This is a genomic window from Pseudalkalibacillus sp. SCS-8 (genome assembly GCF_040126055.1).
In the GTDB taxonomy this organism is placed as follows: Bacteria; Bacillota; Bacilli; order Bacillales; family Fictibacillaceae; genus Pseudalkalibacillus; species Pseudalkalibacillus nanhaiensis.
The window spans coordinates 206563-218949 of sequence record NZ_CP143541.1; the positions used below are offsets into that span (position 1 = coordinate 206563).

Sequence of the window (12387 nt, forward strand, 5' to 3'; positions counted from 1 at the left end):
TCTTCTTTATTGTCGAAATTGTCGCAGTGTCAGGCACCATTACAAAACGTTGATATACCGGGCTTCTCTGGAAGTGTCAGACACCCTCAAAAAATGCTGTCATACTGCGTTTCTTTGAAAGTGCCTGACACTTCAGACACTTTCTCTTTGACAGAAGGTTTGTCTAGTCTTTATACTAATATTCAAATGAACGTTTGAATGAATAGAGGTGTTCGGAATTGGCGAAAGAAGATGTTTGTAAAGTAACGTGTGTGCATGAAGATAAGGTTGAACGGATAAAAGCGGATTTGGTTCAGAAAGATACGATGTCTGCGGCGAAGATCTTTAAAGCTCTATCGGAAGATACACGGATCAAGATCGCTTACGCATTATCGATTGAAGAGGAGCTTTGCGTATGTGATGTTTCCAACATTGTCGATTGTACCGTCGCGACGGCTTCCCATCATTTGAGACTTTTACGCAACATGGGTCTTGCGAAATATAGAAAAGAAGGAAAACTCGTATACTACTCATTAGATGATGATCACGTCAGACAAATCATCCAGACCGCATTTTCCCACTTGGAGGAGGGGAAGCACATTGCAACAAGTTAAGGCTATTGAACCGAAGCAGCATGTCTATCGCATATCGGGTTTCACCTGAGCGAACTGTGCGAAAAAGTTCGAAACGAACGTTAAGCACCTGGATGGTGTTTATGATGCAAAAGTAAATTTTACAGCCTCGAAACTTACGGTTACAGGCGAAGCGGATATCAAAGAGATTGAGAAAGCAGGCGCATTCGAAAATCTGAAAGTACGGCCTGAACACGAAGAGGAAGAAGAAACGAAAGTGCCGTTCTGGAAAAAGCACTTCAATGTGATTTTATCCGCCGTTCTTCTCCTTCTAGGTTGGTCAGTCGTACTCGCGAATGGGGAGGATTCATTCCTTTCAAATGGTCTCTATGCCGGCTCAATTCTAATCGGTGGATACCGGCTGTTCCAGACGGGGCTAAAGAACCTCAGCCGACTGGATTTTGACATGAGAACCCTGATGACGATCGCGATCATCGGTGCTGCAATTATCGGCGAATGGGGCGAAGGTGCGATGGTCGTCATCCTATTCGCCATCAGCGAGATTCTCGAAGCATACTCCATGGATAAAGCCCGCCGTTCCATCAGAGGGTTGATGGAGATTGCACCGAAGGAAGCGACGATCCGTCGAAACAATACAGAAATGACGATTCCCGTGGATGAAGTCCAGATTGGAGATACGATGATTGTCCGTCCAGGTCAAAAGCTAGCGATGGATGGAATCGTGACGAGCGGAGCATCCTCGGTCAATCAATCGGCCATTACCGGAGAGTCCGTCCCAGTAAGTTTATCAACAGGTGATGAAGCATTTGCCGGTACCCTGAATGAAGAAGGGTACTTGGAAGTGGAAGTCACAAAACGTGTAGAAGATACGACATTGGCTAAAATCATTCACTTGGTCGAAGAGGCACAGGAAGAACGTGCCCCTTCCCAATCGTTCGTCGATACGTTTGCAAAATACTATACGCCGATCATTATCCTTGTCGCTATTGGAGTTGCGACAATTCCTCCATTGTTAGGAGCGAGCTGGGGAGAATGGATTTACCAGGGCTTGGCTGTGCTTGTTGTCGGTTGCCCGTGTGCACTCGTCATATCAACACCGGTTTCAATCGTTACTGCGGTTGGGAATGCAGCCCGAAATGGTGTTCTTGTAAAAGGCGGCGTCTACCTTGAGGAAGCTGGCAAGCTGAAGTCCATCGCTTTTGATAAAACAGGAACGTTAACAAAGGGCATCCCAGAAGTGACCGATTTCGTGAACCTATCGGATATGCCAGATGAGCATGTGCTCCGAAGGTTATCTCTTCTGGAGAGTCGATCCCAGCACCCTCTCGCGTCTGCCATACTGAACAAAGCAAAACATGCTGGAATTCATACGGACGTGGATGAATTGGTCGACTTCCAATCGATTACCGGTAAGGGTATCAAAGGGACAATCGATGACAAACAATGGTATGCAGGAAGTCTCGGTTTATTTAAGGAAGAACTGCGTATAGACATCTCTGATGAAACTGAAAAAACAATCGATCAACTCCGTGAAGAAGGTAAAACCGTCCTTGCCGTAGGAACTAACGAACAGATCTTCGCGATCGTCGCAGTGGCAGATACGATCCGGGACGAAAGTGCTGCTGTCGTCAAAGCGCTCCATTCCATGGGGATTAAAAATACGATCATGCTGACAGGCGACCATGAACGGACCGCCCAAAGCATTGCAAAACAAATGAACCTTACTACGGTAAAGGCTGAGCTTTTACCTGAGGAGAAATTGAAGTATATCAAGGAATATGAGCAACGGTACGGAAAAGTTGCGATGATTGGCGATGGGGTCAATGATGCCCCTGCCCTTGCAGCATCAACAGTAGGCATCGCCATGGGTGGTGCCGGTACCGATACAGCCATTGAAACAGCAGATATCGCTTTAATGGGCGATGACCTCAGAAAACTTCCATATACAATCAAGCTCAGTCGCAAAACGCTGAATATTATCAAGCAGAACATCAGCTTTGCGATCGGGATTAAAATTTTAGCACTATTGCTTGTCGTTCCCGGCTGGCTGACGTTATGGATTGCGATTTTTGCGGATATGGGCGCTACACTACTTGTTACATTGAATGGTTTACGCTTATTAGGCGTTAAATCTGAAGAAAATTAAGTGGACCGATTTTGCGGATAAGAAAGCTTAGATGGGGAGCTGCAAATACAGCTCCTCTCCTTTTTTTATTTAGATTGGAATAGTTGCTTTAAATAAATTCACGCTTTAAAATCGAAATAAGAAGAGATGGATTTGCATAAAACTGAAATCTGTTGTATTATACCCATAGGGGTATTAAGAGTAAGCAAAAAGGAGGGACATCCTCATGGAATATACAGATCAAATGAAGAACCGCATGAAGCGGATTGAAGGACAAGTCCGAGGCGTTCTTAAGATGATGGAAGAAGAAAAGGACTGTAAGGATATTGTGACACAAATGTCTGCGATCCGTACTGCGCTTGACCGTACGATTGGTCTGGTTGTAGGAACCAACCTTGAACAATGTGTACGAGAGCAAATGGATAAAGGCGAAAAAACAGAAGATGTTATCCAAGAAGCCGTCAATCTTCTTGTGAAAAGCCGATAACAAAAAATATAAATCAAAGGTGTTGACATATTCGTCAATGTGTCATAGTATACCCATAGGGGTATCGAAAAGAACACCTTTTTATTTTTAAAAACTTTAATACCCATAGGGGTATGAGTATACAATAAAAACATTAGGAGGTAGTCGACATGACTGAACAAAAGAAAGACAAAACAACGATCGTCCTTTTCAGTGGGGACTTAGACAAAGCAATCGCAGCGTACATCATTGCAAATGGTGCTGCTGCTTATGACCACGAGGTGACAATCTTCCATACATTCTGGGGATTGAACACACTCCGTAAAGACGAGCAAGTTCCAGTGAAAAAAGGAATGCTCGAAAAAATGTTCGGACGAATGATGCCACGCGGAACGAACAAACTCGGTTTGTCTAAGATGAACATGGCTGGTATGGGTCCGAAAATGATTAAGAAAGTCATGAAAAAACACAATGTATCTACACTTCCAGAACTTGTGGAAATGGCCCAAATGCAAGGCGTTAACCTCGTCGCATGTACGATGACGATGGATCTACTCGGTCTTCAAAAAGAAGAACTTCTGGATGACATCGACTATGCTGGTGTTGCAGCATACCTTGGGGAAGCAAACGAAGGCAAAGTAAACTTATTCATTTAATTTTACGTTTAAAAATATACCCTAGGGGCTATTGTAAAAATGTAATTCCAACAAGGAGGATTTACGAATGGTTAAAACAATCGAACCGAAAAAAGTTGAAGAAAAATTAGCAAATAGCGAAAAGCTAAGCATCATTGATGTTCGTAAAGATGAGGAAGTTGCAAAAGGGATGATTCCTGGCGCTGCTCACATTCCTCTAGACGAGATTCCAGAGCGATTCAATGAAATTCCGAAAGATGAAGAGCACGTGATGGTTTGCCGTTCAGGCGGCCGCAGTGGGAAAGCTGCTCAGTTTTTACAAGAAAAAGGCTATTCCGTCCTTAACATGTCAGGCGGCATGTTGGAATGGAACGGTCAAACAGAACCTAAAAAATAACCTGCTAAAAGGAGGCACATTCTCATGATCAAAACAGACAAAGTATTAGATGCAAAAGGGCTTGCATGCCCAATGCCAATCGTAAAAACGAAAAAAGCAATTGGTGAAGTAGAGCCTGGTCAAGTACTGGAAATTCAGGCAACTGACAAGGGATCTACTGCAGACCTTCAAGCTTGGGCAAAATCTACAGGTCATCAATATCTTGGAACAAAAGAAGAAGGAGATGTATTGAAGCATTACCTTCGTAAAGCAAGTGAGGCAGAAACGAAAGAAGAATCAAGCTATCCGCATACTGTCAATAACGATGAATTGAAAGCTAAGCTTGAAGGAAACGAAGACATCGTCGTACTTGACGTACGTGAACCAGCAGAATATGCGTTCAGCCGTATTCCTGGAGCGAAATCGATCCCTCTAGGTGAGCTTGAAGAACGTATGAGTGAATTGAATGAGGAAGACAATATCCATGTTGTCTGCCGAACAGGAAACCGCAGTGACCGCGCTGCTCAAATCCTTTCAGATAAAGGATTCAAGAATGTATTGAATGTTGTCCCTGGCATGTCCGGTTGGGAAGGCGAAACAGAAAACGACTAATTTAAAAATCAGGAGGTTTTTCAAATGGCAAGAAAAGTAGCAATCATTGCAAGTAACGGAAGTCTATTCGACGCTTATAAAGTTTTCAACGTAGCAACAGCTGCGGCAGCATCTGACTCAGACGTTGCGATCTTCTTTACATTTGAAGGATTGAATTTGATTCATAAGGAAGGGCACAAGCAATTGCCGATTCCAGAAGGGAAAGAGCATTACGAGGAAGGCTTCAAGAATTCCAATGTACCTTCCATTCCTGAGCTTGTTGAAATGGCGAAAGAATTGAACGTTAAATTGATTGGATGCCAAATGACGATGGATGTCATGGGACTAGAGAAAGAACACTTTGTAGATGGAATTGATGTTGGTGGAGCTGTGACATTCCTTGACTATGCAGAAGACGCTGATGTCACACTCACCTTTTAATAAAGGAGGAGAGAGAAATTATGGCACTTAAAGAAATGACGGCAAAAGAAGTTGCACAAAAAGTAATCAACAATGAAAAACTATTCATTCTTGATGTTCGTAACGAAGAAGCTCACCAAGACTGGAAAATTGAAGGTGAGTCTATCGAGATCATAAACGTACCGTATTTTGACCTACTTGAAGGAGTCGATTCGATCCTCGATCAACTCCCTGATGATACTGAAAAACTCGTTGTCTGTGCGAAAGAAGGTTCATCCAAGTTCGTTGGTGAACAGCTCGTAGAAGCAGGTGTAGAAAATGTTTCTTATCTCCAAGGCGGAATGAAGACGTGGAGTGAACACCTAGAACCGGTTAAAATCGGTGACCTTAAAGATGGCGGTGCGATTTATCAATTCGTCCGCATCGGTAAAGGGTGCTTGTCATACCTGGTTGAATCCAATGGAGAAGCAATGATCATCGATTCAAACCGTATGACTGAACCGTATGAAGCATTTGTGAAGGAAAAAGGATTGAACGTGAAGCATATTGCAGATACGCATCTTCACGCAGACCATATCTCTGGTGGCCGTGCGCTTGCGGAAACCTTCGGAGCAGACTACTATCTACCACCGAAAGACGCAACGGAAGTCACTTTTGACTATAAGCCACTTGAAGAAGGAAATGATTTGACGGTCGGAAATACGAAGATCCAAGTACAACCGATCTACTCACCTGGACACACAATCGGAAGTACGTCTTTCATTGTCGATGATCAATATCTACTGACAGGAGACATCCTGTTCGTAAAATCAATCGGTCGTCCAGACCTTGCTGGTAAAGCAGAGGACTGGGTCGGTGACTTGAGAGATACACTTTATCGCAAGTACAAGGAGCTTTCAGACGAACTCGTCGTTCTTCCAGCACACTTCTCTAAGATGGAAGAATTGAACGAAGATGGTTCTGTCAAAGCGAAACTTGGCGATCTATATGCGAAAAACTCTGGATTGAATGTGGAAGATGAAGGAGAGTTCCGTAAGCTCGTTACAGAAAACCTTCCACCACAACCAAACGCGTATCAAGAAATCCGTGAAACGAACATGGGTAAAATCAACCCGGAAGATGAAGAACAACGTGAAATGGAAATTGGACCAAACCGCTGTGCGGTAGAAGGATAAATCGAATTTCACAAAATATATTCAGGAGGTCATAACTATGAATTCAGATAAAGTATTAGACGCAAAAGGACTAGCTTGTCCAATGCCAATCGTAAAAACGAAGAAAGCAATCGATGAGATCAACTCTGGTGAAGTACTAGAAATCCATGCAACGGATAAAGGTGCAAAAAGCGACCTTACAGCATGGGTGAAATCCGGAGGACATGAACTTCTTCAAGATACAGAAGAAGACGGCGTGTTCAAATTCTGGATCAAAAAAGCGTAACGAACAACTAAAGGGGCTGTGAAATGCAGTCCCTTTTCAATTAAAATTTTTTCGAATTCATTAAGCAATTTTTTATCAGCAATGCAGAAGGAGATGTAGACCATGGATATTGCATTTATTATAACCATTTTCATGATCGGGTTCGTCGGGTCATTTGTTTCCGGTATGGTCGGGATCGGCGGATCGATTATTAAATATCCGATGCTCTTGTATATCCCCGCACTACTTGGTTTCTCTGCCTTTACTGCCCATGAAGTTTCAGGCATCAGTGCCGTGCAAGTGTTCTTTGCGACCATCGGCGGTGTCTGGGCATATCGAAAAGGCGGATACCTGAACAAAACACTCATCATTTATATGGGTACAAGTGTATTAATCGGTAGTTTCATCGGCGCATACGGTTCAAGATTCCTATCCGAAAGCGGTATTAACATCGTATATGGAATCCTAGCAACCATAGCTGCAGTAATGATGTTCATTCCTAAAAAGGGATTGGATGATCAGAACTTAGATGACGTAACCTTCAACAAGTGGTTAGCAGCGGGCCTTGCATTTGCGGTCGGAGTAGGGGCAGGAATTGTCGGTGCAGCCGGTGCATTCATTCTTGTGCCAATCATGCTCGTTGTATTGAAAATCCCGACGCGGATGACAATTGCGTCATCTCTAGCAATCACTTTTATTTCATCAATCGGAGCCACGGTCGGGAAAATTTCAACAGGTCAGGTTCTGTTAGTACCAGCTATCATCATGGTTATTGCAAGCTTAATCGCATCACCACTGGGTGCACATGCAGGTAAAAGAGTAAATACGAAAATCTTGCAATGGATATTGGCCTTGTTGATCGTAGCTACATCCATTAAGATCTGGCTGGATATCTTCAGCTAACCTTATACGTTTCAATATACGTCTCGAGGGCAGGGTGGAATTCTTTTTCGAAGTGTTGATCAGGACATTGCTTGATCGTCTTCAGATTAAAGAACCCCTGTCCTTTTATATTTAATGGTTTGGCGCATACTGGGCATTTATCTTTAAGAAGGCTCATTAAAGTACACCTCCACAAATTTATTAATTCCCATCTGATTACTATGAATTATAACATGAGGAATGGCACGTTTCCAACAAAAAGGAGTGGTATAATATGACAGACAAACGTTTCAATCCAGAGCTAGCACAAAAATTATTTAGTGACGAAAGACAAAAGATGTTGCGAGCCAATGAAATTATTGAGGCGATCGGAGTCGATCAAAATGATGTCATTGCAGACCTCGGGGCTGGGAACGGATACTTCACCATCCCTTTTGCAAAGACTGCTAGACACGTATATGCTGTCGATATTGAGCCGAAAATGCTTGCGTTATCGGAAGACTATGCAAAAAAAGAAAAGGTTACTAATATAGAGTATGTCGTTAGCGATCTATTGGATATTCAATTGGACAGCGGACAGGCAGATGTTGCGTTTGTAGCATTTGTCATTCATGAGGTCGAGCCAATGAAAAATGCTTTAGAGGAAATCTCCCGGATTTTAAAGCCTGGAGGTAAATTGGTGCTACTAGAATGGAAGCCTGAAGATCATCCGGATATGGGACCACCTTCCCTCGAGCGGATTGCACCTGATAAGCTACAAGACATCCTGCAGCAACACGGGTTTGAAACGACGCTTTTCTATGAAAATGAGAAGATGTATGGTATCTCAGCACATATTACGTAGAAATAAGGGGGGGCGTTGTCCTTCCACCTAACTTACATATCGATGAGGAGAGAAACGATGAGTTATTTTCAAATTGGCTCCATCATTATCCGGACGGAGTGGATTATTCTTTTCGTTGCAGTCATCCTCGGCTTCATAGCTGCAAGGTATCGCTTACGTACATTTGCAGAGAGGAAAATGCTGCTTGATTTATTGTTCAATGCCTTTTTAATTGGGTTGATTGTGTGGAAATTAAGCGTTTTCCTCTTCCAGCCGTTGGCTGTCATCGAATATCCGATGTCATTGTTGTATTTTACAGGCGGCAGTAAAGGGGTTGGATTAGGATTGATTGTGGCAATCCTCTACCTCTTTTATCAAACGAAGAAAAAGCAACTGGACTGGTTTGTTGTCGTAGACATTGCTTTGATCGGATTTTTGACGTCAATGGTCTCGATCATTTTCTTTACACTGGTCATAGGGAAAGACGTATCCAACATGATGCTCTTGTTCTTATTAATCGGGTTCATTAGCTTTATAGCTATTATTTTCTTTAAAAAGGGAGGAGCACAAGCCGGTAAGGTGTTCGCTATTCTTCTTGTGATCGGGTTAGCAGGCTGGTCGGTCTATGACCATGTCTTACAAAAGGATGCAGAACAAGTTGAGGCTCCAGACGTAGAGAACATCCCGATCGGTACAAGTGTAGGAGAGAAAGCTCCGAGCTTTGGCCTTGAAAGGCTTGATGGACAGGAAGTCGAATTGGCTGATTATCAAGGCAAGGTCGTCGTGCTTAACATTTGGGCGACATGGTGTCCGCCTTGCCGCGCAGAAATGCCGGAGATGGTGCATTTCTATGAAAAATATGCTGAAGACAATATTGAAATCCTCGCTGTAAATATGACGAATTCAGAGAAAAGCGCGGAGGACGTTGCAAATTTTAAAAAAGATTATAAGATTAATTTTCCGATATTATTAGATGTGAATGGGGAAGTTGCAACGACTTACCAAGCCTTCACGATTCCGACGACTTACGTAATCGATGAAAATGGCATCATCGTTGAAAAAATCGCCGGACCGATGTCATTCGAATGGATGGAAAATCACATCCTTGAATACGCGTTTAAGAAATAACTGAGGCGGGAATGCAAGAATACGTAGCAGGGTATATCTATGTTAGAGTATAAATAGAACATTACCAAAGGAGATGATTTTACATGTTTCACTACACGGTCATGACGGACAAGGATATCAACGAAGCTTGCGAAACGCTTGAGGCGCAATTGAAGGAAGAACAGTTCGGCGTACTTTGGGATTTTGACCTGAAGAGTAAATTGAATGAAAAAGGTCTCGATTTCAACAAGGAATTTCGAGTGTTAGAGGTCTGTAATCCAAAGGAAGCGCAACGTGTATTGAATCAAAATCTGATGGTAGGTTATTTCCTGCCTTGTAAAATGGTTGTCTATAAAGATGGCGATCAAACGAAAATCGGAATGCCTAAGCCGACTTCCCTGGTAACAATGGTTGATGATCAAGAGATCACAGCGATGGCAGAGGATATTGAGAAGCGCTTAGTTGCTTGTATGGATAAAAGCGTCTAAACATTCATTTTAAAGCATAGGATGGAGGGTAGGGGATGTCATATTACAGTAACATGACATTTCCTTACCAGCGTTTGACTTGATAAACAGCAGGGAAAAGATATATTACAAATTTCAACTTGTGAGGATTTTTACAATGACATCATTCGCCGGTGGTGTTATAATAAAAAAAGATTTCAATTAAAAACGCAGGTGCGGCAACACCTGCGATTCATACGATAAGCTTATCCCCGTTGGGATCGGCTAGGACGTATTTTAGACCGTGACCTAAGTGCTCAGCTCAAGGACGGTCTATTTTTTATACGGGAATGACAATACGCTGATAATCAACGTGGCAAACGAGATGGTAACCATCAACGTTTGAAAGACTGTCATCTTTAACACCACCCCTCTCGAGTGTAGTGCCGACCGCCCTTGAAGGGAAACTCATCGTATTTATACAATTTTATCACTTATGGAAAAAATTCTCATGATACATATGGACCACTTATACAAGCTCCAACTGCCTGTTGTCCTGTTTATCGGTTCGTTTCATCCCGTTAAATGTGATAAAAGTAACAGGTTTGGTGTACACACGAAAAATTGGGGTACAGTAGATATAGATTATTTTTAATGAGGATGGAGGGGAATTATGAGCTTACAAACGTTGCAAAACGAAATTATTCGAAAATTACATGTCGAACCGGAAATATCACCGCAAGAAGAAATCCGCAAACGTGTCGACCTCTTAAAAGATTATGCCAAAACGACTGGAATGAAAGGGTTTGTCCTTGGTATCAGCGGTGGACAAGACTCCAGCCTGGCAGGGAAGTTAGGTCAATTGGCAGCAGAAGAACTTCGCGAAGAATCAGGAGAGGAATATACATTTATAGCGGTTCGTCTTCCATATGGCGTCCAGAAAGATGAGGATGATGCTAAGAAGGCGTTGGCGTTCATCGACCCGGACCGGACACTGACGGTAAATGTAAAAGATGCTGTCGACGCTTCGTATCAAGCATTCCGCGAAGCGACCGGGGAAGATTTGAGTGATTTCTTGAAGGGGAACACGAAAGCCCGCGAACGTATGAAAGTTCAATATGACATAGCTGCACATTACAATCTGCTTGTCATCGGTACCGACCATGCAGCCGAAGCGGTCACTGGGTTCTACACGAAACATGGAGATGGTGCTTGTGATATCGCACCGTTATTCGGATTGAACAAACGCCAGGGGAAAACGCTTCTGAAGGAGCTGGGTGCCCCGGAATCCTTATATACGAAGGTTCCGACCGCAGATTTGGAGGACGATCGTCCGGGTCTACCTGATGAAGAAGCCCTCGGCGTGACCTATGATGATATTGACGCTTATCTCGAAGGAAAAGACGTCGATTCTGATGCGAAAGAGAAGATCGAGAACCACTATATGAAGACGCGTCACAAGCGTGAAAGTGAAATTACACTCTATGATGACTGGTGGAAAACACAAGAAGAACATGACGATATGTAAATATAAGCGAGAGCTGCCCTGCTGAAGGACAGCTCTTTTTGTGTGGAATGGGCGGTTCGGCAGCGTCGCCGGCGTTTGTTCGTGAAATTGTGAACTGGGTTCATAATTTGTGAACTAGGTTCATAAATCGCAAACTGGGTTCATAATTTGTGGAATTGGTTCATTATTTCTGATCTAGGTTCATAATCGGCTGAGACGATAAAACTGAGGACCTTCCTGAAAGAATTCAATGCTTCAATACGGAAAAAAGAGCTGGATCACACAGCTCTTTCCTTATTAATCACATAAAAACATGGAAAAATACGATGATGAGAAAAAGGTAAGCGGTATATCGATGGAATCTTCGTCGTCTTCCCGAAGATTTCCTCTTCCGTAAGTAGCCGGTGAAGAGAAGGGCGGCTAACGCTATCAGTGCAACCATGCCCGTCTTACCAGTGAGCGTAGCTGCCCAGCCGGTTGATAACATATAGCCTGCATGCATGAGGAGTGCCCCGACGCCAAGTATGGCAGATGCGACATGAAAACGGATATATACCCTCGTAAAAATCACAAGTCTTCTTCGTGCTTCCGATCTCCCTAACCGTCCGATCAATCTCAGAAAAAGATAAAGGATGAATGCAAGAATGAAATACACGAGCGCAGTGTTAGCCCATAGAATGGCCGTCGCATGATCCATCGGCCGCCAAAGTAGATATAACAACCACGGAGATGACACAGCAAGGGCAATCCCTGTACTCTTGCGCACATCCAACCGAAATAAAAATCGTAAAATCCGCTTTCTCATCACCACATCACCACCCCTATTGTATCAGTGTCAGGCACTTTCAGAGAAGCCCGCCGCATCACGGTTCGTGGGAAGTGTCAGACACCTCCAGAGAAGCCCGCCGCATCAAGGCTCGTCAAAAGTGTCAGGCACTCACACAAAACCCCGCTGTAACAGCTTCGCTGGTGAGTGCCTGACACTTACCTCACACTCCCTCTGACACTTCCTGTATAA

Annotated in this window: 17 protein-coding genes; 14 read left to right on the forward strand and 3 right to left on the reverse strand. The window is 43.4% G+C overall.

From position 1 onward, the window contains the following. Positions 1–218 precede the first annotated feature (218 nt). From V1497_RS01175 to V1497_RS01220, 10 genes are all read left to right on the forward strand, one after another. Complete coding sequence (locus V1497_RS01175) at positions 219–593, forward strand: metalloregulator ArsR/SmtB family transcription factor (protein WP_349409184.1); 375 nt, start codon at positions 219–221, stop codon at positions 591–593. Further along, positions 580–2718 (forward strand): heavy metal translocating P-type ATPase, encoded by a 2139-nt coding sequence (locus V1497_RS01180; protein WP_349409185.1) that lies wholly within the window; start codon positions 580–582, stop codon positions 2716–2718. The genes V1497_RS01175 and V1497_RS01180 overlap by 14 nt, the downstream gene beginning before the upstream one ends. Before the next feature lie 205 nt (positions 2719–2923). Then, entirely contained in the window at positions 2924–3184 is a 261-nt protein-coding gene (locus tag V1497_RS01185) for a metal-sensitive transcriptional regulator (RefSeq protein WP_349409186.1), read from the forward strand. Positions 3185–3333: 149 nt separating this feature from the next. Further along, positions 3334–3819, forward strand: a complete 486-nt coding sequence (locus V1497_RS01190; RefSeq protein ID WP_349409187.1) for a DsrE/DsrF/DrsH-like family protein — start codon at positions 3334–3336, stop codon at positions 3817–3819. A gap of 67 nt (positions 3820–3886) precedes the next feature. Beyond that, on the forward strand, positions 3887–4195 hold the full coding sequence (locus V1497_RS01195) for a rhodanese-like domain-containing protein (protein WP_349409188.1): 309 nt from the start codon (positions 3887–3889) through the stop codon (positions 4193–4195). Positions 4196–4219: 24 nt separating this feature from the next. Beyond that, positions 4220–4786 carry a sulfurtransferase TusA family protein gene (locus V1497_RS01200; RefSeq protein ID WP_349409189.1) on the forward strand — a complete coding sequence of 189 codons (567 nt, stop codon included), beginning with the start codon at positions 4220–4222 and terminating at the stop codon, positions 4784–4786. A 24-nt stretch (positions 4787–4810) separates the two neighbouring features. Then, positions 4811–5206, forward strand: a complete 396-nt coding sequence (locus V1497_RS01205) for a DsrE/DsrF/DrsH-like family protein (RefSeq protein WP_349409190.1) — start codon at positions 4811–4813, stop codon at positions 5204–5206. A 20-nt stretch (positions 5207–5226) separates the two neighbouring features. Next, positions 5227–6360 carry an MBL fold metallo-hydrolase gene (locus V1497_RS01210; protein WP_349409191.1) on the forward strand — a complete coding sequence of 378 codons (1134 nt, stop codon included), beginning with the start codon at positions 5227–5229 and terminating at the stop codon, positions 6358–6360. A 37-nt stretch (positions 6361–6397) separates the two neighbouring features. After that, complete coding sequence (locus V1497_RS01215) at positions 6398–6625, forward strand: sulfurtransferase TusA family protein (RefSeq protein WP_349409192.1); 228 nt, start codon at positions 6398–6400, stop codon at positions 6623–6625. 102 nt (positions 6626–6727) lie between these two features. Beyond that, entirely contained in the window at positions 6728–7507 is a 780-nt protein-coding gene (locus V1497_RS01220; protein WP_349409193.1) for a sulfite exporter TauE/SafE family protein, read from the forward strand. Here the strand turns inward: V1497_RS01220 and V1497_RS01225 are convergent. Then, positions 7500–7664 carry a hypothetical protein gene (locus V1497_RS01225; RefSeq protein ID WP_349409194.1) on the reverse strand — a complete coding sequence of 55 codons (165 nt, stop codon included), beginning with the start codon at positions 7662–7664 and terminating at the stop codon, positions 7500–7502. The two genes, V1497_RS01220 and V1497_RS01225, sit on opposite strands and share 8 nt — an antisense overlap. Positions 7665–7760: 96 nt before the next feature. On the opposite strand from V1497_RS01225, the gene V1497_RS01230 reads away from it, so the two are divergent. The 3 genes from V1497_RS01230 to V1497_RS01240 all read left to right on the forward strand — a co-directional run bounded on the left by V1497_RS01230 (position 7761) and on the right by V1497_RS01240 (position 9904). Continuing rightward, positions 7761–8330, forward strand: a complete 570-nt coding sequence (locus V1497_RS01230) for a class I SAM-dependent methyltransferase (RefSeq protein ID WP_349409195.1) — start codon at positions 7761–7763, stop codon at positions 8328–8330. 57 nt (positions 8331–8387) lie between these two features. After that, entirely contained in the window at positions 8388–9437 is a 1050-nt protein-coding gene (locus V1497_RS01235) for a TlpA disulfide reductase family protein (protein WP_349409196.1), read from the forward strand. Positions 9438–9520: 83 nt separating this feature from the next. Next, on the forward strand, positions 9521–9904 hold the full coding sequence (locus V1497_RS01240; protein ID WP_349409197.1) for a DUF302 domain-containing protein: 384 nt from the start codon (positions 9521–9523) through the stop codon (positions 9902–9904). Positions 9905–10195: 291 nt separating this feature from the next. Here V1497_RS01240 and V1497_RS18680 read toward each other — a convergent pair whose 3' ends face one another. Next, on the reverse strand, positions 10196–10279 hold the full coding sequence (locus tag V1497_RS18680) for a putative holin-like toxin (RefSeq protein WP_369010071.1): 84 nt from the start codon (positions 10277–10279) through the stop codon (positions 10196–10198). Positions 10280–10550: 271 nt separating this feature from the next. Here V1497_RS18680 and nadE point away from each other — a divergent pair, with 271 nt between their 5' ends. After that, positions 10551–11390 carry an ammonia-dependent NAD(+) synthetase gene (gene nadE, locus V1497_RS01245; protein WP_414703620.1) on the forward strand — a complete coding sequence of 280 codons (840 nt, stop codon included), beginning with the start codon at positions 10551–10553 and terminating at the stop codon, positions 11388–11390. Positions 11391–11670: 280 nt separating this feature from the next. Here nadE and V1497_RS01250 read toward each other — a convergent pair whose 3' ends face one another. After that, the gene (locus tag V1497_RS01250; protein WP_349409199.1) at positions 11671–12174 is read right to left on the reverse strand and encodes a hypothetical protein; all 504 of its coding nucleotides are present in this window, start codon (positions 12172–12174) and stop codon (positions 11671–11673) included. Positions 12175–12387: the final 213 nt, after the last annotated feature.